This window comes from Photorhabdus sp. S10-54, from assembly GCF_963878145.1.
GTDB lineage: Bacteria > Pseudomonadota > Gammaproteobacteria > Enterobacterales > Enterobacteriaceae > Photorhabdus > Photorhabdus kayaii.
The window spans coordinates 1-25,204 of record NZ_CAWNXG010000056.1 but is presented as its reverse complement, the minus strand read 5'-3'; the positions used below and the strand labels follow the sequence as shown (position 1 = coordinate 25,204).

Below are 25,204 nucleotides of genomic sequence, written 5' to 3'. Positions count from 1 at the left end.
CGGTTTGGTTGGGGGAGGTAAAAAGGAGGTTGCATATGAACCCCCAAGAATTCATAGCTAAGAACATCCAGGCCGACTTATTGAAACTGGGCTATTCCGATTCAATCTCAGGCATGGCAAGTGACAAAGCGGTCGATCACTATCGAAGAGCTTCATCAGCAAGCAGAAAGGGCAAGATGTACGATGACTGTCTGCATATTGCTAAAGCGTGGGCGAGTAAATACAGCTCGGTCAGGCCATTCCCAAAGTGAGGACCTCGGTTAAAGCAACGGTTTAAGTTAACAATAGACATATCTCTACGGTTGCTAACCAGTGAAGAACAGTAACTCATTCAGAGCATTCTGCTGACAGAGTGCTCGATAGTAGTGATTTCTTTATGGGCGCCCAGCGGGTGGATACTGACTTTTTAGCATAAAGTTCTGATTACAACTGTTTCCGTGTTGGAAAGGGTTCAGAGAGGATTTAATATGAAATTTGAAGATTTAACAATCGAGTCACAACAGGCAGCACGTGAAGTATTAGCAGATATGTTGAGGATGGAATACCAACATGAACTTGGTTTAGATCCTAATGTGATTAGATTTCTAGGCCACAATGTAAGGAAAGCGTTTGTGGCCTTGGAGAGTGAAGAGCCTAAAATCGAATACGGAAGAACTGGTTCGTCATCTAGCAAATGATAACCAGGCTTCCCGGTCACCAGTCAAAGCACAAGCAATGATAGATGGACTTCCCTTTGATAGTGGAGATGCAACCCTGTTTATTCTGGAACATAATTCTTTCGCACTAAGGTTAGATTTTCCTTGATACGTTCCTTGTGGTAATTGCAGTACTCTATTATTATCACCTAATATTGTTTTGTACAATCCGATGGATCCCATGCCTTCGTGGAGAGTTTCATATTCATTGCCTTCAGCGCCATATAGTTCAACTCTGACCATGTATCTTGCCATTTTTGTTATTCCTTAGTTTGACTGTGGACTGACCAAAATATCAATTTTTCTTGACTGTGGAAAGCAGGAAGCCCATGCCGCCTGAGTGGGTTAACAAAGCAGGCATAAATTCAATCCGGTCGCCCAGTGCGGCCTTTTTATTTAAGGGAAAGAGATGGCACAAAAGAAAGTCGCGCTCACAGATGAGCAAAAGATTCTTTTCGATGCCCTGACCACATTACAGAAAAAGTTTGTAACCCATCTGTTAGAAGGAGCTAATCAGACTGAGGCATATCGTAAAGCGGGTGGGAAGGCTAAAGGGAATGGGGAGCGCTCCAAAGCTAATCAGTTAGTAACAAATAGTAACGTCAAAGCTTTCTTGCAGTCAGTGCAATACGAAACAGTCTCCGACGCCATTATGACCCATGAAGAAGCCCTGGAACGTCTTACTGTAATGGGACGCACATCAATTGCTGACTTAGCGACATTCGGTACACACGTTGTTGGAGAGGATGAGAACGGCAATCCCATTTCTCAAACAGTCTGGGCATTTAAAAATTCAGATGAATTAAATCCCGAACATCTAGCGGCTATCTCTGAGTTGGTAGCGGGCAAAGATGGATTAAAAATTAAGCTGCATGATCCGAAAGCCGCAATAAAGCAATTGAGTGAGCTACAGGGTTGGGAGGCGCCGAAGAAAACAGAGCTGACGGGTAAAGATGGTGGGGCAATCAATATTCATTACACGTCGGAAGATTACATTAAGGCACAGCAAGCATTGGAAAATATTCTTCCCGATTTGGATTAGATAACAACAGGATTGGATTATGAGTGATTTGCTCGAATGGGAAAATCTGGATTTCCCCTGTCGGGTTGCGCTGAAATCTAAATCCGAAAAGTCATTTCTCAACTTTACCCGGCTATGGTTTGAATTGTTGCAGGGTGAAAGAATGATGATCAATTGGCATCACAAACTGATGTCAAGCAAGATTGATGACTTAATCAACGGAAAACTCAACCCCAGAAACCTCATAGTTAATATTCCACCGGGTGGGACAAAGACTGAATTCTTCTCTGTTCATCTACCGGCATATATAAATACGCTGGTTCAAACTCGACGATTGCGCAGATTTAGAAATCTGAATATCTCATTTGCCGACACATTGGTTAAACGTAACTCACGTAGAACACGTGACATTATCGCTAGCCGTGAATACCAGGAGTTGTGGCCATGTGGTTTTGGTGTCAATCAGGCGGAAGAATGGGAAGTAATCGATCAGAAAGGGCGCTCAGTTGGTCAGACTGTATCCCGTTCAAGCGGCGGACAGATTACAGGTGGACGGGCAGGTTATCCTGGGGAGGGTTTTTCTGGCTTTGTTTGTCTGGATGATTACAACAAGCCAGAAGATATGTTCTCAGCATCACGGCGTGATAATGCAAACCGGATGCTTGTTAACACGATACGCTCCAGGCGCGGGGACAAGAGCAAGGATCATCCAACGCCGTTTGTTTCCATCCAGCAGCGGCTGCATACCGATGATGCTACAGGCTTCATGCTTGATGGGAGAATGGGAGTTGATTTTCATCATGTAGCAATCCCTGCTCTGGTGGATGAGGAATATATAGAATCGTTACCTGAGCCGTGGCGCTCTTTGTGCTGGTTCGGAGTTAAAAATTCTGAAAGTGTCGTAGTTGGTGGTGTCCGTTATTGGTCGTACTGGCCTCAAAATGAGTATGTTGGTGATTTATTAAAACTTTGGGAGAGTGACGAATACACGTTTCTCTCTCAATATATGCAGCGTCCGCGTGCATTGACAGGCAATCTGATTGATACGGACTGGTTTAAACGTTACGTACATTTGCCGCAACTTACTCACCGCGCTGTGTACGTCGATACAAACTCTGGCAAGGTGGAAGATTACAACGATTACACCGTGTTTACGCTAGTTGGAATGGGTGTTGATGGCAATCTCTACATTATTGATAGTGTTCGTGGACGATGGGACCCGGAAGATCTGCTAAAAACAGCAACAGAATTATGGGACAAGTGGAAACCCTACGATAGAAGACGACCTGCTCCGTTACGTCACATGGGTATTGAGGATAAACAGGCTGGGCAGGGACTCATTACAACATTGAAAAAACGCCGGAGTATTCCTGTTTTAGAAATCCCTCGCGGCGCTGGTCAGAACAAATTAATTCGCTGCTTAAATAGCGTTCCTCAGATAAAAACAGGGAAAGTCTTTATCCCATCACTTATGACTGATGACGGGCTAAAAGTTGAACAGATTTATTACGCTGATGGATCGATTGCTGCACCTACTAACTGGGTAATGCCCGCACTGGCTGAATGCGCTGATTTCTCAGCAGACGATAGCCATAAAAATGATGACATTCTTGATACGTTCATGGACGCAATCGAGATTGAATTAATTACCGGAACAACTATCAGCTATGACAAATGGGTTTAATGATGATGGATAAACTGGAGTTTGGCGGTAAGCCACGGATTCGCTTGACCGCTGACGGAATAACTAACGTCATGACTGGGATGGGCACAGATCGCGACAGGCGAATGTATAACCATTTTATGTTTGGCATGATGCAAGATTTTGCTGAACTAGAGGCGGCTTATATTGAGAACTGGATAGCTCGCGCGATTGTCGATATTCCTGTTGACGATGCCACTCGCGAATGGCGTTCATTTTCATCTGATGATGCTACAGCTATTCGTAATGCTGAGAAATTATTTAATGTCAAAACGGTAACTCAAGAAGCGTTTAAGTGGGCTGGTGTTTATGGTGGCGCGGGTGTATTGATGATGACAGATCAGCCGCTTGATAAGCCGCTAGAACTGAACAGAATCAAAAAGGGTTCACTTAAGCGTTTGTTGGTGCTGGATCGCATGTTTATTAACGGTCAGCAATACAACGTGACTAACCCTCTGGCAGAAAATTACATGCTGCCCGATTATTACGTGGTCAATGGCGGTAGTCAGCAAATTCATTATAGCCATTTTGTCAAAGCGCCGGGTGCCGCATTACCTATGCGTTTACGCATGATAAATGGCGGTTGGGATGACAGTCGATTACGCCGTTGCATGGAAGATGTGAAAGATGCCGCATCGGCAAAAGGGGGTATCGCTTCGCTGATCCAAGAGGCCAACATTGATACTATCAATCGGAAAAATCTCGCTACAGAGTTGGCGTCGGGTGACATGGATGAAGCTATAGCTAAGCGCTATAACACATTTGGCATGATGAAATCCCTGTTCAGAATTGCATTGCTTGATGCTGATGAAGTAATGGATAGAAAACAAATCTCGTTTGGCGGACTTGCTGAGGTGTTATATGTACTGATGGAATGGACTTCTGGCTCAACGCGTATCCCCATGACAAGGCTCTTTGGTATACAAGCAAAGGGATTGGGCGACTCCGGGCAGGGGGATCAAAATAACTATTTCGGTGACATAAAAGGTGATCAAGAAACCGAATACAGGCCATTTCTGAAAAAAATTGATGAGGTACTGATTCGTTCAACTCTGGGCACATACCCTGACGGACTGGACTTCGCATTTGCCCCACTCACACAACCGTCTGATACGGAGATATCAACGCAAAGGCTCGCTGATGCCCAGGCTGATGATATTCGTCTAAATCAGCAAGTCGTCAGGCCGTCACAAGTCGCACGCAAATTAATGGAGCAAGGGGTTTATGGTATTGAAGAGGAAGATATTACACGACTTGCTGATGACGAAGAAGCAGAGTTCGCCGGTGATTATCAATTCAAGCTTGGAGACCTTGCAAGATCTGATAAAGAAAACACCGGTCAGGCGCAGGGCATCAATTAGACCGATTAGACCGTCCGATGAGACTGAACGCTATTACCGTGCCCAACTACGTGAAATTGTCAGACAGATGGCGCAAGCAGTCGATGAGACGCTAACGCCAGTTCTGCGCCGCAATTATACGGCTGATGGTTATCTTACTGATATCATCAAAGAAGCACTTCGACAAGCCGCAGAATTGTTTTTTAGTTCATCATTTGGTCAACAAATTAATCGATTGGCTCAACGGGTTGTCAGTCGTGCAGAATCGGAGAGTGCAGAAGTCTTCGTTGAGCAGATTAATCGGGCAATTGGCATTGATATGACTAGGCTAATGGTCAATGAATCCCTCGTTGATTATTTTGATGCATCTGTAGAGAGCAATGTTGCTTTAATCAAATCTCTGTCATCAGATTATTTTGATGATATTCAACGTGAAGTGATGGACGGCATTTTGCGCGGTGACTCACTAACTGACATGGTTCGTAACATCCAGTCGGTGACTGGCGCGACATATGAACGAGCGCGTTTAATAGCAAGTGACCAGACGTTAAAGATACAGAGTGATATTACACGCAAACGTCAGCAATCAGCGGGTATCGATCGTTTTAGCTGGTCTACTTCACAAGATGTGCGCGTGTCAGGTAATCCGGCAGGTAAATATCCGAATGCTAAGATTAAATGCTTCATGATAGCTCGTGCCGATGTTGGATATGGACGAGGGGTTTATCTTTGGTCACGCGGTGCCAGCTATGCGGGTGAAACAGGGCTATTCCCCGGCAGAGCGCATATTAAATGTCGTTGCAATGGTACCCCATTAATTAAAGGTCTTGATTACTAACCACAGGATTAATCATGCGGATTACAGTATGTGACCGTGTGACCTTTCCCGTCGATTCCCAACGTGAAATTACTCCCGAAGGCTATTTAAAAGTCCCTGGGCGGGTTGCACGCGTCGGTGTTCAGCAATATCTAGCGTCCGAACTGGGATTGACAGACAGGCCACCCGGTCAAATCGTTAATGTTTATCGCCCCCCTGAAGAGGTTTTTTCGCCTGCCAGTCTGGCGAGTTATGACAATGCTGATATTACGGTTGACCATCCCGATGATCTGGTGGATGCCACTACATTCAAGAGCGTGACAGCAGGGCATGCAATATCACCGGGGCGGCAGGACGGCGATTATGTTGTTGTCGATTTGTTGACAAAAGATCAATATGCAATCGACGCCATAAACAATGGTAAAGCTGAATTATCAGCAGGCTATACATCAGAATATGAAAAATCATCCGGCATTGCACCGGATGGAACCCCCTACGAATTTATTCAACGCGATATCACTATTAATCACATAGCGCTATGTGACCGCGCAAGAGCCGGTCATCGTGCGCGTTTATTTGATCATAAATCAACTGGAGTAAAACCCATGTTTAAAGTTGTACTCGATTCCGGCGTACACGCAACGGTCACTGATGAAGCAACTCAGCAGTTGATCCAATCCACCATTGATGGACTGAAAAAACGCGTTAAAGACGCAGAGGAAGAAAAAGAAAAAGCCGAAGCCGCGAAGGATGAGGCAGAAAAGGAAAAAGAAGAGGCAGAAGCCAAGTCTGATGCTAAAGACGATGAAATTGAGGAATTGAAGGAAAAAACTTCTGAGGATTCAATCTCTAAGCGTATCGCTGATGTCATGTCTGCGCGTGATGCTGCAATGAAAATTGCGGGTATTAGTTTTAACTGTGACTCAACTGATCCACTGAAAATCAAACGTGCTGCACTTGATGCCGCAGGTATTAAATGTCGCAAATACACTGCATGGGATAAAGCCCCGGATACATACGTTTCAGCTTATTTTGATGCTGAGGAAGAGCGTCGGGAAAATGAAGACGACGAAGAAACCGAGGAAGAAAAACAACAGGCTAATGATTCACTGAAAAATTTCAGCCGCGACATGCGCAAGACAAAGACAACTGATGCCCAATCTATGCGCGATAGTGCGCGTCAAGAGTGGATGGATAAACGTTATGGTAAACAACCGGAGAAAAAATAATGGCTATTGCTCAAAGCGATTTTACGCTATTTCGCGGTAAGGCGTATGAAGGACAGGTTTCAACGATTGATGTTTATGAGGCGGTTTCTCGCCGCGTTGAAAATGGCTTGATCCCATTTGGCCGTGCTGTAGTGCGCGGTACTAAAGAGCGTTCATGTGCCCCGGTCTCTGCAACCACCACGGCAGATCAAGTTATCGGGTTCACTATTCGCACACTGGCGGAATTTAGTAACAGCATGCCGACAAACCCGCCAAATTATTCAGTGGGCTATGACGTCAATCATATCGCGTCTGTGCTTCATCGCGGACCAATGAAGGTGCTTTGTGTTGATGGTGCCGAAGCGGGGCAAGTTGTTAGTGTCATTTTGAAAGAAGGTGCAGATCAGGGCCGTCTGACTACAGGAATGGGGGCCGGTCTACTGGTGTTAAATCAGGTTAAATGGGTAGATAACGTGAAAGCCGGTGAAATGGGTGAAATTCGCGTTGATGGTATTCTGAATGTCGATGTAGAAGGGAAATAATTCATGAAAAGAAGTGTTTTTGACGTCAGCCCTACAGCGGCACTGTCTTTTTTGGTTCAACAAGCGGCGTATATTGAATCAGAAATTTATCGTATGGAATACCCGCAGTTTAAATACGATACGCTGTTACCCCTTGATGACAGTGCGCCTGACTGGGTAAAAGTCGTGGCTTTCCGTTCGATAGATGCACGCGGTGAATTGCAGGTATTTGGACCCAATTCTACGGATGTCCCCACTGTAGACATTGCCATGAGTCAGGGCTTCCAAGAGATTAAAATGGCGGCGTTGGGTTATACCTATACGCTAGAAGAAATCGGCTTCGCTATGCAGAACAATATCAGTCTTGATGCTGAGCGCGGGCAAGCTGTGCGTGATGTGGTAGAGCAAGGGTTGAATAAGATCTACTTGCTCGGCCATGATGATATTGGCGAAGGTCTTTACACTAGCAAAAATGTGTCAACAGAGGCAGCAAAAGCCACACTTCAAGCATTGGTTGCTGATATACCAACTAAGGGAACGCAGCCAATTATTGACTTCTTCGGCGTGGCATATAAGCAGGTTTATTTAACTAATACGCTGACTATTCATCGTCCTAATACGTTCGTTATACCTCCTGAGCAGCATCAATTACTGATGCGGACTGTGTTATCGCCCCAGAACGCTTCTAACGTCACATTATTAGAATTCCTGCGTACTAACTTTAAAGACATGGAATTTGAAGATGATATTTTGCTGAATGGTATGGGTACCGGTGGCAAGGATCGCATGGTCGTGTACAAGAAGGATAAGCGGATTGTTAAGGGCCATGATGTGATGCCAATGCGCTTTCTTGCTCCTGCAACTGCCGACAACATCAATTTCAAAGTTCCGGCACTTTTACGTACCGGTGGCACGGAATGGCGTATTCCAAAAGCCGGACACTATGTTGATGGGGTGTAATGATGAACGAGTTAACTAACTTGCACACGGCGCCGCTAACAGTGACAGACGCAAGCGGTAAACGCGTTACGATAGCTGTCGGCCATTCTATTCTTGTAGATGGTGATTTTGTCGATCACTTGTTTCATCAGGCTGGAATGATGCGTGTAGAGACATTGGATATCCCTGACACTGATGACAAAGATATTGGCGCACTGCGTGAAGAGTACGAAACTCTAATAGGCAAGAAAGCACCATCGGCAGCAAAGGCCGCAGCATTGCGAAAAGCGATTGCTGAAAAGCGAGAAGAGATAGATCAAGCGTCCCGGTCGGAAAATGCCGAAAACCCGTCAATCTGACGGGTTTTACTTTCAGGGGGTACAGTGGATATTACAGCGCAAATCGTGGTGGATTTTCGGGAATATTACCCGGAATTCAGTGACGTGACATTGTGGCCGGATAGTAATGTTATTCAGGCCCTTGAGGAAGGGGATTCAGAAACGGGTAAACGTTGGTTGAAATACAATGCCCGCCCTGCATCTATCAAAAAGCGGGGTATGTTTGCCTTTGCGGCTCATCAGTTGGTGATGCGCAAGCGTGCTATAGCTGGAGATGTTGGGGCGGCTTATGCCATTTCATCTAAATCGGTTGGTGATGAATCCACCTCGTTTGCTGTTCCTTCTGTCACATCTGATGATCTAATTATCAATGGCAACCTTCCGCTAACTTCTTACGGCCTTGAATTCCTTCGCTTACGGCGTCGTGCAGGTACTGGGGGAATAATGATATGAAGGTCAATGCAGAAGTCCGGGGCGGAAATAAACTGGCGCAGAAATTGCGCCAAATCCAAGATAGGGTAGCTGCTAAACGCCGGGTGCTGGTGGGATTGCCCGCTGGTTCTGGTGAGCAGGATGGTACGCTTTTAGTCGTCATCGGGGCAGTAAATGAATATGGTTCGGCGGATGGATATATCCCCGAACGTTCATTTCTTCGCGTCCCCATTCGGCAGAACCAGGACAATATCAAAAAGGCGTTTCGTTCACTGACTGGACAGGTTGCTCGTGGAGATATAACAGCATTCCAGATGTTAGATCAAATAGGCGCGAAAGCAGCCGGGTATTGCAAAGAAGCCATTTCAGCCGGTATTGAACCGGCAAACGCAGAATCAACAGTGCGAGCCAAAGGATCATCTACTCCGTTGATTGATGAGGGCATACTGAGAGCCGCTATCACCCACGTCGTCGAGGATTAATCATGTTTGGCAATGGCTTAGATATGCATGGGCATATTGATTCAACATTTAATTCTCCTATTGCTGGTGGTGTGCGACTTATTCGTGCTGCAAAAGGGGATTATACCGGGCCGGGCGGAACGTGGCGGGAAGGAGAGCCTGAAATAATCACACTCACCCTTATTAACATTCAGCCCGCATCATGGAAGGATATTCAAACTTTAATCGGCATGGGAGGTACAGCTAATCCGCAGGATGTGCGTTCAGTGCATATCAATGACGGTGTTAATTACCTCTGGTCTGATGATGACGGTAAATTTGCTGATTTGTTGGAATTCAGCGACGGATTGGCAATGCACAAATGGCGTGTTTTGTCTTGTGATAATCGCCCTTGGAGGAATTTTTGCCGTGCGATTGTTGAGCGGTATCGGGGGACGGGATGATGGAAACCTTAGAAGAATTACACAGTGTATTTCAATCATTATTGAGAATGGCTTCCGGTGTTGAGACAGTGATTTTAGCTGATCAAGGCAGAGCGCCGCCAAAATCATTATATGTCACTTATAAACCTATCCCCATCCGCGCATACGGGCAAACAAGACGTAAACGGGCATTTGTACCGGCTGTTGAAGAGTTTGACTCATCATTAGGAAATAACTGGCAAGATTTGCAAGAAATTGCTTATACATCAATGGAATTTATGGTGTCAGTCAATATCCTCAATGAGGGCGCAGATAGTGCGATCATGCGATTGCATAATGCAAATTTCCAGACCCCCGTCAGCGAATTCTTATATCGCAACAAAATAGCCTGGCGCTACGTGAGTAATTGCCGAAACCTGACAGGAATATTGCAGGCTGGCTTCATACCCCGCTGGCAGGCAGACATTCATCTGTTTATTGAACAAACCGTATCCTACTCCCTGTTGCGGGCGGCTGGATTCAAAATTGAAATTAATGATGAGAGGTAATAATCAGCATGGCCTATCCTGTTGATAATATTATTCCCGTTAATCTGCTGCTTACCCCCGCAGGATTAGGGTACGCTGATTTCTCCAGCGCCTTAATGTTTGCTGATGTGGCTGATTTGACGGAAGGGGCTAAATTCGCGGTGGATACATTCCGTGACTACAGCTCAACTACCGAGATTGCGGCAGATTTCAAAACTGACAGCGATATCTATCGTATTGCCACTCGCTATTTTGCCAATATTCCCAAACCACCACAAATCACCGTGTGGATGAAAAATGCCAAAGATTCATTACTGGAAATAGCAAATAGCGCGAACGATAAGTTGTGGCGTTATCACTATTTTTTCAAGAATGCTGATTTAACACCAGAGATCACTATTGAACTGGCTGACTGGTCAGATGCTAATAGTCATCCTGTTTGGTTTACGTTCAGTGCACAGGGAATTATTGATCCGAACATCACAAACGATGTGATATCGACATTAAAAAGCAAGGGCAATCGGCATGTATTCGCGGGTTACAAAACGACAGATTCTATTGCCACTGATCCGTCACAAGCTTATTCAATGGTGCAACTTGCGGCAGCATTCCATAAGTTCCGGCCATCGGGTATCAATACAGCGATCACTGGTGAATACCAAGTCTTGCCCGGTGTCATTGGGGATGATATGACAACCAGCGCATACAATGCGCTTAAGGCCAAGAATGCGGTATTTTTTACTAAAATCGAGCTGGCAGGGCAAACAGACAATAGCCGGGTTATTAACAGTAAATCCATGTCATCATACGGTGAGTTCATTGATGATGTGGTCAACTTAGACGTATTGAAAAATCATATTCAAGTTGACGGGTATAACTATATTGCTGGAGCGGGTTCTAAACGAGCATTAACACCACGTGATTATGCTGGGTTGCTTACAGTAATCACGGATACATGCAAACGGTTCTATAACAATGGCGTACTGGGGGCGGGTTCATATGTTGATCCCGATGACGGTAAAACAAAAGTGGCACAGTTTGGTTTTATACTCCGCTCTAAACCCGAAGATGCTCTTAATTTGACATCATCACAGCGCAAACAGCGTCAATATCCACCGACTTCTCTTTTAGTCATTCTTGCTCGTGCTGGTCATGTGGCAGAAATTAATATTAACGTGGAGTAATTTATGTCTATGCAAAGGTACGGCGCTGACGGCGCTAACCTAACTGTATTTGGTATCCCTATTGATGATTTTGGTGATACTGACCCGCCGATCACTATTGAAGACCTGGAACCGCGAGCGACACTAAAACGGGGTATTGGTAAAACATCAGTGCGTCTTGATAACCCCACTCGGCCAAAACGTCTGACGATTAATTTAATTCCAGGATCTGAACAGGCCCGACAAATTCTGGCGGTAGAAAAAACCAAGGTAGATGCCACATTTTCGTTTTTCCAAACAGGGACGGCGGAGACCATTATCGGATTTGACGGGATTTTAGTTAATCGGGGTTCGACTACGCGTGCAGGGAAAACAGGTGTTAGTGATGAACAATTTATATTCGAATTTGCAGATTCAGAGGAAACCTAATCGATGGGTAGAAAAATTGAAGTTGATGTTAACGGCACGATTTTTAGCGGCGCAACAGCATCAGCGAAAGATCAGCTTGAAATGCTACAAATCGCAGCCAAAGCGGGGATATTGCCAGCTTTAAGTGACGGTTCTACAGAAATGGGACTAGCTGTAAGCCTCGCTACGGCAGATGCATCTTCACTAAACAGGCTAAAAGAACTTTGTATCAAGAATGGTAATATTGTTCGTGATGCTGACAATGTGCCTGTTGCTGAAAACCTTTTCCAGGATGAAGTGCAGAATTACCTGGTGTTACTGGGTAAAGTGCTAAAGGAAAATGTTGGCCCTTTCTGGAAGCTCAGCGCAGGGAGCGAAAACGGCGCAGAAGCGGAACAGCGACATTAAACCCCGAAATTAACTGGTTTCTCTGGCGGCCCTGTACGGGGGCCGGCGATGCCTGTCCGCCGCTAGCGAAATGGTCTGATATGCTAGATGGCACTTACACTATCGATGATGTACACGCCATGCATGCCGTGATGGATGATTTAGTCGATAGCATGGAACGCGCACTCAATAACCACACTTAACACCCTGGCATTCGCCGGGGTTTTTTCTTTCTGGCACTTCACACGTGCAATCATAAACCTTGAATCTATTCACAAATGAGCCTTAGAGGGTGCCAGTGGTTGGTGTACCTTCAAGGGCTGGTATTCCTGTGTGACTAAGGTTCATTTTTGAGCAGGTAAGACACCATGCAATTAGTAGAAATTAAAAAATTTGACCTCGTAACCAATACTGTAGCCATTGCTGATGGTGTTGAGCGTGAACATGACACCATAATTAAACTGGTTGATAGGAACAAAGCTGATCTTGAGGAGTTTGGAACTATCGGATTTGAAATCCGCAAGTCTGGAGGTAAGCCACTTCGTGTTGCGTTACTTAATGAACAGCAAACGACCTTACTCATTACATACATGCGTAACAACGATATTGTCCGGGCATTCAAAAAGCGGTTGGTTTCTGAATTCTTCCGTATGCGTGGCGAGTTAGCATCTAAGAAGATGGATCGTAATACATCCCGTTTGGAATATAAACCCATGACAGATGCCATCAAGAAATCACGAGAAGACTTAGGGAAAGATATTCTCCCTCGCCATTTCAGCAATGAGGCCGATCTGATTAACCGGATAGCTTTGGGTATGACAGCGGTAAAATTCAGAGTTCATCATGAAATCGACAAGAAAGAGCCTATCCGCGACTATCTAACACCAGAGCAGATCCGCTGTGTCACTGAGTTGCAGAGAGCCAACACTGTTTTCATCTCTATGGGATGGGATTATGAACAGCGTAAAAGCACTCTGACGGGCCTTTACGAAAAGAATCACAAGCGACCACTGCTTGAAGAACTGCATAGACTGGCAGCATAACCCTACGATATATGTATGGATATATATATTTCACTTTGGTATATTTTGGGCGGGCGCTTGAGACTATCTGTCTCTGGCGTGCTGGAGCGGATAGAAGAAAGCCCCAAATGATCTTTCAATCAATTTGAGGCCCATCTAATGCTTAGCAACATAAGATTAGCCTCTTACACGCCGAAAGGCAAGGAGACGCTAACCATGAAACAGCAAAAAGCGATATTTATCGCCATCGTTATTTGTATCACCGCTTTAGCGGCTGTACTTATCACGAGAAAGGACCTCTGTGAGGTTCGCATCCGAAGCGGTCAAACGGAGGTTGCTGTTTTCATGGATTACGAAACCAAGTAAGAGCAACGGCGGGGAGCAATCCCCGCCATCTCTTGTTGTTGAGCATGGCTCTCAAGCGCCCTTTTGACCAAATTCGAGTCCTTGTACTTAAGCCGCTTATGCGGTTTTTTGCGTTGTTTTGCATCAATCCCCTGCTATTATGTGAGTATTGATTATGTATAGCAGAGAGTAGGAAATGGGTGGCATTAGCATTTTGAATGTGATTATTGCGGCTGTACTCATAGTGTTAATTTATGCATTTGTAATAGTTCCTTGGAAATCCACATCAAAAAAAGCAAGTGAAAAGGGGTGGCCGATAGGGTTGGGTGCTACTCTAATAATTCTGTCATACATAATAATATCTTATCTACTGGCTACAGCGTCCTTTGTTCTGGGGGTGCCAGAGATAGAAGGAGTTGCCGGTATTATTGTTGTTTTGATAATTAATGCTATAGCTTGGTTTTTAATAAATTTTTTAATCGGATTACTTCCAGACCGCATAGAAAAAAAGAAGTGTAAGTATTGTAGCGAGTTAATAATTCATGATGCTGTGAAATGTAAGCATTGTGGAAGTAATTTGAGCGACAAAGATAGCATCTCTTGAGTGTGATAATGTAGTTATTTAATACCATAAATATAGCTTAAAGCCCCTTATGGGGCTTTTTTGGCTACTTCCTTTTTGGCTAATTCGGAGGCTATGGCAAACGCCCTTTCCATTATGGGCTTAAATTCTTCAATTAATCGAGCTTCTATCGTTGCAAATCCAGGCCCGAAAATCTCAGGATATTCCTTCATATCCTTAAGCGTATGCTCCCAAAACACTGTATCAGGGCCATTAAGTACATCTTGCAGAATCTGAACAATTTCAGAATTCATAGATCTGCCGTGTTTCTCAGCTCTCTCAGCTATTGCGTCGCGCATTCCTGCGGGTAGGCGAACATTAAAACGCTCCATTTCTTGGCTTGGATATTTTTTCATGACCATATCTATTCACTCTTACTCGAACGCATAATGAGAAAATGATAGCACCAACTTGACATCATTTTAAATGGTGGTAAATTGGTTCTAGCACCAAATTGGTGTCATGTTGATAAAAGGAGACTAAGATAGTGAAAGATTCATTATATACACAACGCTGTAGCGAGCACTTTACTTTACGTATGCCTGAAAGGGTTAAGTCAGCAATTCAGCAAAAAGCTTCGGAAGAGGGGTTATCTTTAAATTCCGCAATCATCCAGCGATTAGTTTGGAGCTTGAAAAATGATGAAAGAATGCAAGGGTAGTAAAAGCGAAACCCCAACGGCGGCAACCGTTGAGGCTTCTAGATCGTCAGTTTTTTACGAAGGAACTAACATGTCAAGTATAGCAATTAATGAAATGCATAACACTATCAATGCTGAAAATTTGCCTGTTATTACCCATAACAGCATTCCAGTAATTACTACTGAGTTGCTAGCTAAATTGTATGGGACTGAAATTATCAATATTCAAGTTAATTTCTCTCGTAATGCAGACCGTTTTATTGCCGGGAAGCATTACTTTAAACTTGAAGGCGAAGAGCTTAGGGAGTTAAAGCGCGAACTTACTCAAAGTAAGTCTGTGAAAATTGCCAGGAATGTCAGAGCGTTAACACTATGGACAGAACGCGGGGCAGCCCGCCATGCTAAAATGCTCGACACCGACAAAGCTTGGGATGTATTCGAAGCACTGGAAGATTTCTACTTTAACCAGAAAGATGTTGCCCCGACTACAGCATCAGCAAAAACCACAACAGATGAACGCACCCCATTACGTGATGCTGTTAACATGCTCGTGGGCAAACGCGGGATGATGTATCCAGAAGCTTACAGTTTCATTCATCAACGGTTTAACATTACTCACATTGATCAATTACCAGCGGAGAGAATTCCCGAAGCTATCGAGTATGTTCATAAGCTGGTGCTTGAAGGTGAGTTTCTTGGCAAACAACAGGAGTTACCAGCACCTCATAAAACTCAATTCACTGATGATGAGCTGTGTAGCCTTTGCTGGTTATGGAGAAATGCTGTCGAGATGATTAGTTCAATATCTGATGTTTATCCCATTCTTCAAGCGGCAGAACACAGGCTTGCAGGTAAATACTATTCAATGCCACGTGAATATCCACGAAACACGAACATAGTCAGGCTCTTACTGGAAAGAGAGACAGCACATATTGAGTGTGCATCGTTTATTGATAATGACTGGCGAGTATTGCACAGTCTGAGAATTCCTAATAGTCCGTTCTAAGCCCAAAGCCAAGGATGGCTTAAATCTGAAACATTTTGATACATCACAGAACAATAAGAATACAATTTTGGTTGTGAAACCAGTTGAACTAGGGGTTCAATGGCGCTAGTATAGCCGCAGCTATATATCAATTTGATAACCGATAATCATCTATTTGAGGGGGATATATGCCAAAAAGATTGGTAAATCCTGAAAAGGTTAATGAGGTTTTCGTTCATCTGAACGAGAGCTCAGATAATCACGCCCTCTACGCTGCGTTGATGAATGGCAGTGATATGACTTCCCAGATAAACGGGTTAACACTAGTGCCTGGTTATCGCATGGTTCGTGTTGATGGCCGGTTGGGAGATAAGATTAGTCAATCTCATTTTGAATTAGCTCTGATCAATGATGTATCCAAAGAGGTTGCTTATTATAACCGTGTGGTTATACAGCCTGACGTCGTATTAAATTGTCGCCCCGTAACTCAAATCCTCGTTTGGCGCATTAGAACCCCTCAACATCGAGCGGCTTTACGTGATTTAGCTGGCAGGGTGTTTTTTGATTACTTAATTGAGTGGTACAATGTGATTGTATCGGATATGAACCAGACCACTGATGGTATGGCTTTCTGGCAAGATAGAATGTATGACGCACTAACATATAATATGTATGTCTATGCCTATGATATGATCACCTGCGAATTGCGCAAGATTCTGACCCAAGATGATGTTAGCCGCCAGGAGATGTGGCTTTGGGGAGACCCAGAGCATTATCAAAATAGACTGGCAATCATTTCCAAAAACGAATTACCGATACCGAAAGAATAGAATAAACCCGCCAAGTGTGGGTTTTTCATATACACCGCTTAAGTGCGGTTTTTTTACATCCTGACGGATGGTGTTCATGGTGTAAACTGGTGATAGGATATTTCTAAATATTATCTGCTGGGGGTGAGGTGTGAAACTATTAATCAGTAGGCTGTTACGAGCCGCATTCGCTTTTGGAGTTCTGTATTTTTTTCTTTTATTGTTCGGTTTTTTTAAAGAGGAACCCATAAATAATAACTCAATAGAATATAAAAAAGAAAAATGGAGTCACTCATTTAAAATGGATAAAACCGATAGATTTCACATAGAAACAGCAACCACTGATAATGGAATAGCAACGCTCCAGTTGCAAAGATACGCTGGTATATTGTCTATGTATTTGCAAATACCAAGTGGACGGTTTGTATGCAGGGATGATTGCATTGTCAGGATTAAACTCAATGGCAGACCAGCATCAGAGTACATTGCCTTGAGCACTAGAGATCCGAAAATTATCAATGTTAGGTTAAAAAGAATAGACATTGAAGGTATAAAGTTATCAAAGAATGTACACATTGAAGCTGAGGTGAGTAATTATGGATGGAATTACAATGGCGAAAAGATGTTTTCGTTTGACGTGTCAGGTAATCCATTTGTTGGAAAAGTCAGTATTAATATAAATGAAATAAGAAAAATGGTTGATTCGGGTAAAAAACCCGAAATGCTAAGCGCTGATGATGGGAGCAAGAAAATAGAGTCATTTGAAGCATGTAAAAAAATATTTTATAAATTCCATAATAATGAAAATTATGTCTCTGTAATTGAGCGTGAAGAAAAAAATTTTATAGTGGGGGTTATTTACTCAAGTATTGATGGAGCAGTCCTTAATTGTTCAAAGAAAGATAACTCCATGACTATGCTTGAGTACATGTAATCGTCTTAATAAGAGTAAAACTCGCTTTGAGCGGGTTTTTTTATATCTAAAAATGAGGTCGCAATGGCTGAAACAATTGATTCTCTACTTGTATCACTTGGTCTGGAAACAGACAAAAAGAGCTTTGATATGGCTAACGCCGCATTTAAAGGCGTTACTGACAATATGATGCAGTTAGCTGCTACTGTAGCCGCTGGATTTGGCTTTGATAAACTAACACGCGATTTTGCTGGTTTTGTTTCTGAAATAGATAGATTCTCTCGTCGTAATATTATTGATCCTAACAATGTATTGCGTTGGGGTTATGCATATGAGCAGATGGGTGGAAAAGTGCAGGATGCAATGAGTACAATTGAAAAATTTAATCACCTCAGAGATAAAGCTAAAGACGGCCAAATTGGTGAAAAGGCTCTTAGGCAAGTCGGTATTAATCCCTATGAATTGATTAACACGGATAATCCTCATTCGGCTATGATGTGGGCTGCTAAAAACATGCCCAAAATGACTCAAGATCAGAAGAGGGTATTTAGCAATGAATTAGGGTTAAATAAATTTGAACAAGATGTGTTTTCTAAGGGGCCAAACTGGATACAGGAACAATTCAATGAATACAATAAACGTGGTCAAATAATAACCCCAGAGTCAATAAAAATAGCAAATGAATATAATGATGCCGTTCAAAAGTTAACAACCAATTTAAATGGCTTAGCTAGTGAATTGAGCGGACCTCTTACAGCAAGTATCACTGGTTTAGCTAATCGAGCCGATAAGTGGCTTATTGATAATAAACAAGGAATTATTGAAAAACTTGATGAAGCTATGCCCCTCCTAAAGACTATGGCCATAGGGATAACCGCTATTGCGGCATCAAAGGGAGTTAGTGGAATATTTGGTAAGATGGGAGGATTTAAATCACTTATCAGAGCTGGAATAACTGGGTATGCAATTAATGAAGTAATTGAGAAGGATATGTGGGATTGGGATGAGAAAGATGTAAAAGAAAATTGGGGGATTAAATTACCTGACTGGCTGTTTTATAAGAACATAAATGATTGGTTCAATCGTCAAGATGAATCAACACCAACCAAAATTAAACATAAAGTAAGCTCAGTCAATCCAAATGCAATGGACATCCCCGGCAATGATCCAATGAATAATATGGATTACATCAAAAATTATTTAACAATGTCGGGTGTCAATAGTTCATCTCAGCGTGAGCAATTAGCTGAATCATTCTCTCAAGCGTCAAAAAAATATAATGTTCCAGTCAGTGTTTTATTGGGAATGGCAAAACAAGAATCAGGATTTAATCCTAATGCTATCGGAAAACCTACAGACAGCGGGAGAGCTAAAGGGATTATGCAATATATTGATGCAACGGCAAACTCTTTAGGAATAGATCAATTTAATCCCGATGAGTCAATAAATGCTGCTGCAATGCAATTACGCCAACGCCTGAATAAAGGTGAAAGCATGGAAGAGGCTGTAGCACATCATCACGGTGGTACTAATAGGAAGAAGTGGGGCCCAAAGACAGAGGATTACGTGAGAAAAGTCGGTGATTATTCACTGGCTATGGAGGATTACTATGCTCGCAGAAACACGGTGCCAACACCTATAAAGTCTAAATCTGAAAGCAATAGCGCCCCAATTCACGCCACTGTTAACGCAAATGTGACAGTAAACGAAGCTGGTAATCCCGAAAAAACCAAGGAAATAGTACAGCAATGTATTAGTGACGCATGTAACGAATTAGCAGTATCAGTGAGGACAACAGCACAATGAGCATAGTTGGAATTTTTACCAAATCCCGCCCGGAAATTGGCGGGATTTTTTTTGACGCAGTTCTTGAAGAATCATCAGAAATGCGGACGGATGTTAGCGAGTATCCGTTAGAGAATGCGATGACAGCGAATGACAATGCAGTTACACGCCCGTTATATGTCACTATGACTGTCGCGCTGTCAGATAATCCGATAAAGGCTTTGATAGCAGAGGCTGGTGAATATTCCGGTATTTTAGGTATGGGCGCGGGCGCTGCTACCGGGTTGGCTGCGTCAGTACTACCAGGGGGGATTGCGGCATTGGCTGGCTTGGGTGCTTCTGTAGGGTTTGGCATTGCTGGTGAATATGGAACGAAACGATCAATGAATATTCTTGATAAGATCAGGGAGCTACAGCGTAATCGTACTGTAATGACTGTCATTGGTGCAAAAAGTGCGTCATACGCGAATATGATTATTACAAATACCCGGCAGGTAACAAATACAGAGAATCAAGAGGGTCTGGAATTAGTTGTTGAAATGCGTCAACTTTTGATTATTAACAAAGATGGAAAAAACAAGGATGCATCACTGATTAATGCCAATCTCCCTGCTGGTGACAGTGCCAGCACTCAGGGCCAAGCAACTATTAATCATGGTGAGGTTTTATTGCAATGAATATTATTCCTCTTACAAGAAATGCAGCCTACCAAAAATTTTCTGTCACACTAAATAATCATCAACTGGTCTTTTATCTAAGTTGGTTGACTCGATATGGATATTTTGTTGTTGATATTATTAACATTGATAATAGTCCTATGGCATTAGGCCGGGCATTGCACGTTGGCGTGAATTTGCTTGCTGATTTAAATACGGATATTGGGAAAATTGTTCTTGAAGGGGAAACTCCAACTATCAGTAACTTGGGTATTAAAAATCAGTTAAAGTGGTATCCGATATGAATGGTGATCTGTTTGGAAGAAATTATAAATTAGTCATAAAATCAAGCAGTGGTGGAGAAGACCTTGTTTTTAGTCCACCGATGCAGATTACGTTTAATATAGAAGGGATACCAAACAATCATGACGCACTCGGACGTATCACCGTATATGGTGTATCAGCAGCGACAAGAAGCCGAATTTATAACGAATATGATTCAGTTTCTCTGTCTGCCGGTTATGGTGATGATATCGGCGTTATATTCAAAGGTGAAATAAATAACTTTGAGACGGGTCGGGATGGTGTAAATACCTATATAAGATTTTATTGTCGGTCATTCTTTAGAAAATGGGTTAATGCGTATATCAATAAGTCCTGGGGGGAGAATACACCCATTTTAGAAATTATAAAGGATGTTGCAGAAACATTTGGAACGACTTTGGAAGTAGTGGGAGATTTTTCTGATTTACCGTTAGCAATTAAAGGGATGACTGCGCCGGGCGTAAATTCTGTAACATTTTTAACCGAGCTATCAGAAGCATTTGATTTTAAGTATAATTTTGAAAGTACAAAATTAGTCGTTATCAGAAATAAAGCATCACGAGAACATGTTACACATAAAATATCATCTCTTAATGGCATGGAAGGGATACCGAGAGTTTACTTACAGTCTTTAGAAGTTGATATAAAGCTTAATCATTTGATTAGACCGGCTGACTGGATAGAGGTTTATCGGATGTATGATCAATTTAATTTCAGTGGCATGTATACAACACCCTACAAAGACCTTCTTACAGCCGGTAGATTTTCAGTATTAAGTATTGCACATCAGGGTGACTTCTATCACGACACATGGAAAACCACGATTAAGGCATTATTGCTTAAGGGGTAATTTGATGAAAATCATAGACTCAAAATTGAATCCCATGCTGGAGGCAATGAAAGAGTTTAAAAAATCCGCATTATCACCGTTAATGATCTGCTTGCCGGGGAAAATTGTTTCTTATAATCCGGTAAATCAACGAGCACAAATTGAATGCGGCATTCAGCGAAAGATAGACAATGAATTTATTACAATGCCTGTCATTAGCAATGTTCCCGTTCATTTTTCTGGAACTAAAGAATGGGTGTTATTTCATGAGTTATCACCGGGAACCGAGGGTTTAATTCATTTTAGTCAACGAGCCATTGATACATGGATAGATCAGGGTGGGCCTGTAGCACCTCACGAAATGAGAATGTTCAGCGCCACGGATGCCTTTTTTTCACCCGGCTATCGATCAATGCAAACGGTCATCCCCGGTTTGCCAACATCAGGCATGGGTATGAGTAACCGATCGGGTTCTGTGCGCATTCATATGACCGATGATGGAATAACACTGTCAGTCGGTGGAACATCATTATCACTGACAAATTCAGGCATGACATACAATGGCCCAGAGTTCACAAATAGCGGCAAAACCACGCTTAACGGTAGAACCACAGTTAATCAGGGCGGTTTGTCTGTTGAAGGTATTGAGTTCGGTAAACACGTACATAGCGGTGTCCAATCTGGTAACAGTACAACACGAGGGCCACAGTAATGACAACTGATAATGAGAAAAGGGTGGTGCAGATACTTATCGACACCATCCTAATTGAAGAAAAACTGAGTGAGTTAACAAAGCTAGTGAATTCAAGGTTTCCTAATGGCTTTCCTGATAAGTTCGATAGCGTGCTTCTTGGCCTGAGCGACGACCTCATCTTTATCGATAGAGTGACCGCAATTAATGCAAACGGTATCACTCATATCATCCAGAGAGTTGATTTTGGCAGTCGCTTTAATGATTTCGTTGCCGCACTTCGGGCATGAGATTTTTGTTGTCATTAAGTTTTACCTTCTTTGTTGTGTGAGAACTCCAAAGATAGCATTTGCCAACCTCTTTGCTCTGGCACCTGTCAGGGCCTTTTTTGATGGGGATCGCATGATACGAAATTTTATGGATGGTGATATCGTCACGCACGGCACCCAATTTGCAACAAGTAAAGAAGCAACAAAACAGGCAATTATTAGAAGGCTTCGCTTATTCTTGGGTGAATACTTCTTAAACATCACGGAGGGTACGCCGTGGTTTCAGAGCATATTAGGGAAAACCTCACTGGATATTGCCGCTGCTAATGTTAAAGAGCGCATTATCACCGCGCCGGGTGTATTGGGGTTAACAAAATTCGAGTTTAAAACTGATATGCAAAATCGGAAAATCACGATTTATGCATCATTGATTGATATCAACAATGAACAATTTGAATTCTTGTTCAATGAGGAGCTTGTTTAATGGCTGAAATAACGAGAAATGGCGCAAAGGGGCAGACGCTGAATGAATATTTAACTGTGATGCGTCAGCGTTATTTGGCTATAGATGACGGCTGGAATATCAACCCTGAATCTCCTGATGGACTAGCGATAGCGGCGTGGTGTGAAACATTAGCTAATCTCGACGAGGGGGTTATTGCTGCTTATCACTCAGCAGATCCGAATTCCGCAGTAGGGCAGCAACTAGATAGAATAGCTGCATTTGCGGGTATTAAGCGTAATAAGGCCACATTTTCCACATCAACGGTAATTTTTAAAGGCGTTCCGGCTACACTCATTCCCTCTGAGACACTTGTTCGTAATAAAATCACTAATACGTTGTGGTCCACAGATAATAACGTAACGATAGATGAGAATGGAAGCGCTACAGTCAATGTGACATGTACTATATCGGGATCACAAACAGCCAATATTGGTACTTTAACCATTATTGCTACTCCGATCGGCGGTGTAACGGCTGTTAACAATGAAACGTCAGAATCACCCGGACGAGACATTGAATCAGATAATGCTTTTCGGATACGTCGTAATGAATCTGTAGCTTTGCCCGGCTCAAATCAAGTTGATAATATGTATGCTGCGCTTGTTAATATAGATGAGGTAAAGCAAGCCCGTATTTATGAAAATGACAATGGTCAAGTTGATGAAAACGGAGTGAAAGAACACTCAATGGCAATATTTGTCGATGGGGGTTCAGTCAATGATATTATCAACGCTATTGCAGCAAAAAAGAATCCCGGTTGTGGGTTAAATAAATATAACACATTTCCCAATAAAATTACTGAGGATACAAAAACCCCATTAGGGAACCCTGTATCAGTGACATTTTTTAGGCCGGAACTTGTTCCTATTTATGTTCGTGTCGAGATATCGAGTAACAGTAAATTTGATGACGAAAATATAAAACGTGCGATTGTTCATTATACAACTTACGGATTTGATGAAACCAGAGGATTCTCAAAACTTGGTTTTAGAATCGGTGAAAGTGTTGGAGCAGGAAGAATATTCACACCGGTAAATTATATAATTGCTGGCGACGGGTTTGTAAATTCAATCACCGTAGGTAAATCTTGGGATGAAACGAGAGGAGTAGTGAATGTTAAATTTAATCAGCTCGGTGTATTTGCCACTGATAATATAGAGGTGGTGTATGTATGACCATAAAAAGAAAGCGTTATCTAGAATTTATTGGCAATATAAAAACTCACCAAAACTTATCGAATGGATAACTGCACTACCTGATATTGCTCAATCTTCTATTGAGGACCAAATAGAAAAAATAAATAATATTCTTGATATAGACAGAGCCGAGGGAGATCAATTAGATATATGCGGAAGAATTGCGGGATTTGCAGAACGGCCACTTATCCGTACTGACTTTGTTTCTATTTTTGCATATAATGGCACCGGTGGGGCACAGCCATATAACATTGCACCCTACAAATCTCCCGGCGAGCAAATTAAAATAGCTCCAGTGTCTGATTTTATGTACCGGATACTAATTAAGTCGAAAATACAGAAAAATAACTCAATAGCAACAATAGATGATGTGAAGAGTGCTGTTGATTATATTTTTAATGTTAATTCTGCAATTATTGACGGGCAGGATATGACAATGAAAACAATTTGGATAGATAAAGCTATCGCTGCAAATATTCGTGTATTGATTGAAATGTTTGATTTAATACCTAGGCCGCAGGGAGTGAAAGCCCATTTAGTCAGGGTTAATCATCACCCCTTTGCGTATAAAGGTACTTATGACGCACAGCCTTATGGGGTTGGTGCATACGCATAATCGAGGTAATAAATGGCTAGAAAAGACAGTTTTAATAAAATATGGGCCAGCAATCCGGCTCAATTTGAAAAACCCGGTGATGCATTAATTGAGCGTGGCTGGGCTGGTGGAGCATCAGAAGATCCGCCAGAGGCAAAATGGGAAAACTGGTGGCACAATCGTTTAGATGAGGCTCTGCTTGAAATCCAAAATAGCGGAGCGCTAGCTTGGTTCCCTGACGCAAAATATACAAAAGGGGCGCTGGTAAATTATGGCGGAAAAAACTGGGTTGCACTGTCGGCGAACTCAAATATAAGCCCGAATGGTCCGTTAGACAATGGAATTTGGCTAGAGGTGGAATATTCAAAATCTGATTTCTTAAAGAAATCCCAAAACGGCGCAGACATTCCCGATAAAAACGCGTTTGTGAAAAACCTCGGATTGGTGGAGACGGTGAATAAGGCGAATAGTGCCGTACCGAGCAGCCGGAAAGTGAACGGCAAGGCGCTGACCGGGGATATCAGTTTGAGTGCCGGGGATGTGGGGGCGTTTAAGCTCGGATCAACAGGTAGTGTTCCACGCGATGTAGCGTGGAACGCAGATACGGGCTTATATGCAATACAAGCGGTGACTTATT

35 protein-coding genes and 1 pseudogene are annotated in these 25,204 nt (G+C 42.9%); 33 read left to right on the top strand and 3 right to left on the bottom strand.

What is annotated here, in order from left to right; translation table 11 throughout:
* Nucleotides 1–251 (top strand): hypothetical protein (locus tag AACQ83_RS21140; RefSeq protein WP_240000878.1); only part of this gene is annotated, 251 nt, incomplete at its 5' end.
* Between the two features lie 216 nt (nt 252–467).
* Entirely contained in the window at nt 468–677 is a 210-nt protein-coding gene (locus tag AACQ83_RS21135) for a hypothetical protein (protein WP_112879489.1), read from the top strand.
* Here the strand turns inward: AACQ83_RS21135 and AACQ83_RS21130 are convergent.
* The gene (locus AACQ83_RS21130; RefSeq protein WP_112879488.1) at nt 663–950 is read right to left on the bottom strand and encodes a DUF2622 domain-containing protein; all 288 of its coding nucleotides are present in this window, start codon (nt 948–950) and stop codon (nt 663–665) included. The two genes, AACQ83_RS21135 and AACQ83_RS21130, sit on opposite strands and share 15 nt — an antisense overlap.
* 154 nt (nt 951–1,104) lie before the next feature.
* Here AACQ83_RS21130 and AACQ83_RS21125 point away from each other — a divergent pair, with 154 nt between their 5' ends.
* From AACQ83_RS21125 to AACQ83_RS21040, 18 genes are all read left to right on the top strand, one after another.
* The gene (locus AACQ83_RS21125; RefSeq protein WP_112879487.1) at nt 1,105–1,737 is read left to right on the top strand and encodes a terminase small subunit; all 633 of its coding nucleotides are present in this window, start codon (nt 1,105–1,107) and stop codon (nt 1,735–1,737) included.
* A 19-nt stretch (nt 1,738–1,756) separates the two neighbouring features.
* Nucleotides 1,757–3,400 (top strand): phage terminase large subunit, encoded by a 1,644-nt coding sequence (gene terL / locus AACQ83_RS21120; RefSeq protein WP_112879486.1) that lies wholly within the window; start codon nt 1,757–1,759, stop codon nt 3,398–3,400.
* A gap of 2 nt (nt 3,401–3,402) precedes the next feature.
* Complete coding sequence (locus tag AACQ83_RS21115) at nt 3,403–4,779, top strand: DUF1073 domain-containing protein (protein ID WP_112879485.1); 1,377 nt, start codon at nt 3,403–3,405, stop codon at nt 4,777–4,779.
* Entirely contained in the window at nt 4,730–5,596 is an 867-nt protein-coding gene (locus AACQ83_RS21110) for a phage minor head protein (protein ID WP_240000877.1), read from the top strand. Before AACQ83_RS21115 ends, AACQ83_RS21110 begins: the two co-directional genes overlap by 50 nt.
* Nucleotides 5,597–5,610: 14 nt before the next feature.
* On the top strand, nt 5,611–6,804 hold the full coding sequence (locus AACQ83_RS21105) for a DUF2213 domain-containing protein (protein ID WP_112879484.1): 1,194 nt from the start codon (nt 5,611–5,613) through the stop codon (nt 6,802–6,804).
* Entirely contained in the window at nt 6,804–7,325 is a 522-nt protein-coding gene (locus AACQ83_RS21100; RefSeq protein WP_112879483.1) for a structural cement protein Gp24, read from the top strand. Before AACQ83_RS21105 ends, AACQ83_RS21100 begins: the two co-directional genes overlap by 1 nt.
* Nucleotides 7,326–7,328: 3 nt before the next feature.
* Complete coding sequence (locus AACQ83_RS21095; protein WP_112879482.1) at nt 7,329–8,264, top strand: DUF2184 domain-containing protein; 936 nt, start codon at nt 7,329–7,331, stop codon at nt 8,262–8,264.
* Nucleotides 8,265–8,266: 2 nt separating this feature from the next.
* Nucleotides 8,267–8,602, top strand: coding sequence for a hypothetical protein (locus AACQ83_RS21090; RefSeq protein ID WP_112879481.1), 336 nt, complete (start codon nt 8,267–8,269; stop codon nt 8,600–8,602).
* Between the two features lie 24 nt (nt 8,603–8,626).
* Nucleotides 8,627–9,034 (top strand): DUF4054 domain-containing protein, encoded by a 408-nt coding sequence (locus AACQ83_RS21085; RefSeq protein WP_112879480.1) that lies wholly within the window; start codon nt 8,627–8,629, stop codon nt 9,032–9,034.
* Nucleotides 9,031–9,495, top strand: coding sequence for a hypothetical protein (locus AACQ83_RS21080; protein WP_112879479.1), 465 nt, complete (start codon nt 9,031–9,033; stop codon nt 9,493–9,495). The genes AACQ83_RS21085 and AACQ83_RS21080 overlap by 4 nt, the downstream gene beginning before the upstream one ends.
* 2 nt (nt 9,496–9,497) lie before the next feature.
* The gene (locus AACQ83_RS21075; protein ID WP_112879478.1) at nt 9,498–9,917 is read left to right on the top strand and encodes a hypothetical protein; all 420 of its coding nucleotides are present in this window, start codon (nt 9,498–9,500) and stop codon (nt 9,915–9,917) included.
* Nucleotides 9,917–10,444, top strand: a complete 528-nt coding sequence (locus AACQ83_RS21070; protein ID WP_112879493.1) for a phage neck terminator protein — start codon at nt 9,917–9,919, stop codon at nt 10,442–10,444. Before AACQ83_RS21075 ends, AACQ83_RS21070 begins: the two co-directional genes overlap by 1 nt.
* 8 nt (nt 10,445–10,452) lie before the next feature.
* Nucleotides 10,453–11,607, top strand: a complete 1,155-nt coding sequence (locus AACQ83_RS21065) for a DUF3383 family protein (protein WP_112879477.1) — start codon at nt 10,453–10,455, stop codon at nt 11,605–11,607.
* 3 nt (nt 11,608–11,610) lie between these two features.
* Nucleotides 11,611–12,015, top strand: coding sequence for a hypothetical protein (locus tag AACQ83_RS21060; protein ID WP_112879476.1), 405 nt, complete (start codon nt 11,611–11,613; stop codon nt 12,013–12,015).
* Nucleotides 12,016–12,018: 3 nt separating this feature from the next.
* Nucleotides 12,019–12,402, top strand: a complete 384-nt coding sequence (locus AACQ83_RS21055) for a phage tail assembly chaperone (RefSeq protein ID WP_112879475.1) — start codon at nt 12,019–12,021, stop codon at nt 12,400–12,402.
* 347 nt (nt 12,403–12,749) lie between these two features.
* Entirely contained in the window at nt 12,750–13,424 is a 675-nt protein-coding gene (locus tag AACQ83_RS21050) for a Rha family transcriptional regulator (protein WP_112879474.1), read from the top strand.
* A 195-nt stretch (nt 13,425–13,619) separates the two neighbouring features.
* On the top strand, nt 13,620–13,769 hold the full coding sequence (locus AACQ83_RS21045) for a type I toxin-antitoxin system Hok family toxin (RefSeq protein ID WP_146747925.1): 150 nt from the start codon (nt 13,620–13,622) through the stop codon (nt 13,767–13,769).
* Nucleotides 13,770–13,944: 175 nt separating this feature from the next.
* On the top strand, nt 13,945–14,352 hold the full coding sequence (locus AACQ83_RS21040) for a hypothetical protein (protein WP_112879472.1): 408 nt from the start codon (nt 13,945–13,947) through the stop codon (nt 14,350–14,352).
* Between the two features lie 47 nt (nt 14,353–14,399).
* Here AACQ83_RS21040 and AACQ83_RS21035 read toward each other — a convergent pair whose 3' ends face one another.
* Nucleotides 14,400–14,726: an Arc family DNA-binding protein gene (locus AACQ83_RS21035; protein WP_112879492.1), complete on the bottom strand. Its 327-nt coding sequence runs from the start codon at nt 14,724–14,726 to the stop codon at nt 14,400–14,402.
* A gap of 131 nt (nt 14,727–14,857) precedes the next feature.
* On the opposite strand from AACQ83_RS21035, the gene AACQ83_RS21030 reads away from it, so the two are divergent.
* The 9 genes from AACQ83_RS21030 (at nt 14,858) to AACQ83_RS20985 (ending at nt 22,023) form a co-directional block, all read left to right on the top strand.
* Nucleotides 14,858–15,031 carry an Arc family DNA-binding protein gene (locus AACQ83_RS21030; protein WP_112879471.1) on the top strand — a complete coding sequence of 58 codons (174 nt, stop codon included), beginning with the start codon at nt 14,858–14,860 and terminating at the stop codon, nt 15,029–15,031.
* 70 nt (nt 15,032–15,101) lie between these two features.
* On the top strand, nt 15,102–16,016 hold the full coding sequence (locus AACQ83_RS24745) for a P22AR C-terminal domain-containing protein (RefSeq protein ID WP_112879470.1): 915 nt from the start codon (nt 15,102–15,104) through the stop codon (nt 16,014–16,016).
* Nucleotides 16,017–16,183: 167 nt separating this feature from the next.
* Nucleotides 16,184–16,825 carry a hypothetical protein gene (locus AACQ83_RS21015; protein WP_112879469.1) on the top strand — a complete coding sequence of 214 codons (642 nt, stop codon included), beginning with the start codon at nt 16,184–16,186 and terminating at the stop codon, nt 16,823–16,825.
* Nucleotides 16,826–16,955: 130 nt separating this feature from the next.
* Nucleotides 16,956–17,738 carry a hypothetical protein gene (locus tag AACQ83_RS21010; RefSeq protein WP_112879468.1) on the top strand — a complete coding sequence of 261 codons (783 nt, stop codon included), beginning with the start codon at nt 16,956–16,958 and terminating at the stop codon, nt 17,736–17,738.
* A 63-nt stretch (nt 17,739–17,801) separates the two neighbouring features.
* On the top strand, nt 17,802–19,523 hold the full coding sequence (locus tag AACQ83_RS21005; RefSeq protein WP_112879467.1) for a transglycosylase SLT domain-containing protein: 1,722 nt from the start codon (nt 17,802–17,804) through the stop codon (nt 19,521–19,523).
* Complete coding sequence (locus tag AACQ83_RS21000) at nt 19,520–20,179, top strand: phage baseplate protein (RefSeq protein ID WP_112879466.1); 660 nt, start codon at nt 19,520–19,522, stop codon at nt 20,177–20,179. The genes AACQ83_RS21005 and AACQ83_RS21000 overlap by 4 nt, the downstream gene beginning before the upstream one ends.
* Nucleotides 20,176–20,463 carry a phage baseplate plug family protein gene (locus AACQ83_RS20995; RefSeq protein ID WP_112879465.1) on the top strand — a complete coding sequence of 96 codons (288 nt, stop codon included), beginning with the start codon at nt 20,176–20,178 and terminating at the stop codon, nt 20,461–20,463. Before AACQ83_RS21000 ends, AACQ83_RS20995 begins: the two co-directional genes overlap by 4 nt.
* Entirely contained in the window at nt 20,460–21,332 is an 873-nt protein-coding gene (locus tag AACQ83_RS20990; RefSeq protein ID WP_112879464.1) for a phage protein, read from the top strand. Before AACQ83_RS20995 ends, AACQ83_RS20990 begins: the two co-directional genes overlap by 4 nt.
* A gap of 4 nt (nt 21,333–21,336) precedes the next feature.
* A complete protein-coding gene (locus AACQ83_RS20985) occupies nt 21,337–22,023 on the top strand; it encodes a Gp138 family membrane-puncturing spike protein (protein ID WP_192881056.1) in 687 nt (228 codons plus the stop codon).
* Nucleotides 22,024–22,115: 92 nt separating this feature from the next.
* Here the strand turns inward: AACQ83_RS20985 and AACQ83_RS24740 are convergent, their stop codons facing one another.
* On the bottom strand, nt 22,116–22,307 hold the full coding sequence (locus tag AACQ83_RS24740) for an ECs_2282 family putative zinc-binding protein (protein WP_445260534.1): 192 nt from the start codon (nt 22,305–22,307) through the stop codon (nt 22,116–22,118).
* On the opposite strand from AACQ83_RS24740, the gene AACQ83_RS20975 reads away from it, so the two are divergent.
* The 4 genes and pseudogenes from AACQ83_RS20975 to AACQ83_RS20960 form a co-directional block, all read left to right on the top strand.
* The gene (locus tag AACQ83_RS20975) at nt 22,249–22,755 is read left to right on the top strand and encodes a hypothetical protein (RefSeq protein ID WP_240000875.1); all 507 of its coding nucleotides are present in this window, start codon (nt 22,249–22,251) and stop codon (nt 22,753–22,755) included. The genes AACQ83_RS24740 and AACQ83_RS20975 overlap by 59 nt on opposite strands.
* Nucleotides 22,755–23,951 carry a baseplate J/gp47 family protein gene (locus AACQ83_RS20970; protein ID WP_112879461.1) on the top strand — a complete coding sequence of 399 codons (1,197 nt, stop codon included), beginning with the start codon at nt 22,755–22,757 and terminating at the stop codon, nt 23,949–23,951. The genes AACQ83_RS20975 and AACQ83_RS20970 overlap by 1 nt, the downstream gene beginning before the upstream one ends.
* Nucleotides 23,944–24,588, top strand: a complete 645-nt coding sequence (locus tag AACQ83_RS20965) for a DUF2612 domain-containing protein (protein ID WP_112879460.1) — start codon at nt 23,944–23,946, stop codon at nt 24,586–24,588. Before AACQ83_RS20970 ends, AACQ83_RS20965 begins: the two co-directional genes overlap by 8 nt.
* Nucleotides 24,589–24,600: 12 nt before the next feature.
* Nucleotides 24,601–25,204: pseudogene (locus tag AACQ83_RS20960) on the top strand (hypothetical protein); the annotation flags it as partial.

Coding starts and splice junctions, on each gene's coding strand:
- AACQ83_RS21095 (WP_112879482.1), top strand. CDS start 7,329: ATGAAAAGAAGTGTTTTTGACGTCAGCCCTACAGCGGCACTGTCTTTT.
- AACQ83_RS21000 (WP_112879466.1), top strand. CDS start 19,520: ATGAGCATAGTTGGAATTTTTACCAAATCCCGCCCGGAAATTGGCGGG.
- AACQ83_RS21005 (WP_112879467.1), top strand. CDS start 17,802: ATGGCTGAAACAATTGATTCTCTACTTGTATCACTTGGTCTGGAAACA.
- AACQ83_RS20990 (WP_112879464.1), top strand. CDS start 20,460: ATGAATGGTGATCTGTTTGGAAGAAATTATAAATTAGTCATAAAATCA.
- AACQ83_RS21040 (WP_112879472.1), top strand. CDS start 13,945: ATGGGTGGCATTAGCATTTTGAATGTGATTATTGCGGCTGTACTCATA.
- AACQ83_RS21115 (WP_112879485.1), top strand. CDS start 3,403: ATGATGGATAAACTGGAGTTTGGCGGTAAGCCACGGATTCGCTTGACC.
- AACQ83_RS21060 (WP_112879476.1), top strand. CDS start 11,611: ATGTCTATGCAAAGGTACGGCGCTGACGGCGCTAACCTAACTGTATTT.
- AACQ83_RS24740 (WP_445260534.1), bottom strand. CDS start 22,307: ATGACAACAAAAATCTCATGCCCGAAGTGCGGCAACGAAATCATTAAA.
- AACQ83_RS20965 (WP_112879460.1), top strand. CDS start 23,944: ATGTATGACCATAAAAAGAAAGCGTTATCTAGAATTTATTGGCAATAT.
- AACQ83_RS24745 (WP_112879470.1), top strand. CDS start 15,102: ATGTCAAGTATAGCAATTAATGAAATGCATAACACTATCAATGCTGAA.
- AACQ83_RS21100 (WP_112879483.1), top strand. CDS start 6,804: ATGGCTATTGCTCAAAGCGATTTTACGCTATTTCGCGGTAAGGCGTAT.
- terL (WP_112879486.1), top strand. CDS start 1,757: ATGAGTGATTTGCTCGAATGGGAAAATCTGGATTTCCCCTGTCGGGTT.
- AACQ83_RS20970 (WP_112879461.1), top strand. CDS start 22,755: ATGGCTGAAATAACGAGAAATGGCGCAAAGGGGCAGACGCTGAATGAA.
- AACQ83_RS21015 (WP_112879469.1), top strand. CDS start 16,184: ATGCCAAAAAGATTGGTAAATCCTGAAAAGGTTAATGAGGTTTTCGTT.
- AACQ83_RS21105 (WP_112879484.1), top strand. CDS start 5,611: ATGCGGATTACAGTATGTGACCGTGTGACCTTTCCCGTCGATTCCCAA.
- AACQ83_RS20995 (WP_112879465.1), top strand. CDS start 20,176: ATGAATATTATTCCTCTTACAAGAAATGCAGCCTACCAAAAATTTTCT.
- AACQ83_RS21050 (WP_112879474.1), top strand. CDS start 12,750: ATGCAATTAGTAGAAATTAAAAAATTTGACCTCGTAACCAATACTGTA.
- AACQ83_RS21055 (WP_112879475.1), top strand. CDS start 12,019: ATGGGTAGAAAAATTGAAGTTGATGTTAACGGCACGATTTTTAGCGGC.
- AACQ83_RS21070 (WP_112879493.1), top strand. CDS start 9,917: ATGGAAACCTTAGAAGAATTACACAGTGTATTTCAATCATTATTGAGA.
- AACQ83_RS20985 (WP_192881056.1), top strand. CDS start 21,337: ATGAAAATCATAGACTCAAAATTGAATCCCATGCTGGAGGCAATGAAA.
- AACQ83_RS21045 (WP_146747925.1), top strand. CDS start 13,620: ATGAAACAGCAAAAAGCGATATTTATCGCCATCGTTATTTGTATCACC.
- AACQ83_RS21125 (WP_112879487.1), top strand. CDS start 1,105: ATGGCACAAAAGAAAGTCGCGCTCACAGATGAGCAAAAGATTCTTTTC.
- AACQ83_RS21080 (WP_112879479.1), top strand. CDS start 9,031: ATGAAGGTCAATGCAGAAGTCCGGGGCGGAAATAAACTGGCGCAGAAA.
- AACQ83_RS21090 (WP_112879481.1), top strand. CDS start 8,267: ATGAACGAGTTAACTAACTTGCACACGGCGCCGCTAACAGTGACAGAC.
- AACQ83_RS21075 (WP_112879478.1), top strand. CDS start 9,498: ATGTTTGGCAATGGCTTAGATATGCATGGGCATATTGATTCAACATTT.
- AACQ83_RS21065 (WP_112879477.1), top strand. CDS start 10,453: ATGGCCTATCCTGTTGATAATATTATTCCCGTTAATCTGCTGCTTACC.
- AACQ83_RS21035 (WP_112879492.1), bottom strand. CDS start 14,726: ATGAAAAAATATCCAAGCCAAGAAATGGAGCGTTTTAATGTTCGCCTA.
- AACQ83_RS21130 (WP_112879488.1), bottom strand. CDS start 950: ATGGCAAGATACATGGTCAGAGTTGAACTATATGGCGCTGAAGGCAAT.
- AACQ83_RS21135 (WP_112879489.1), top strand. CDS start 468: ATGAAATTTGAAGATTTAACAATCGAGTCACAACAGGCAGCACGTGAA.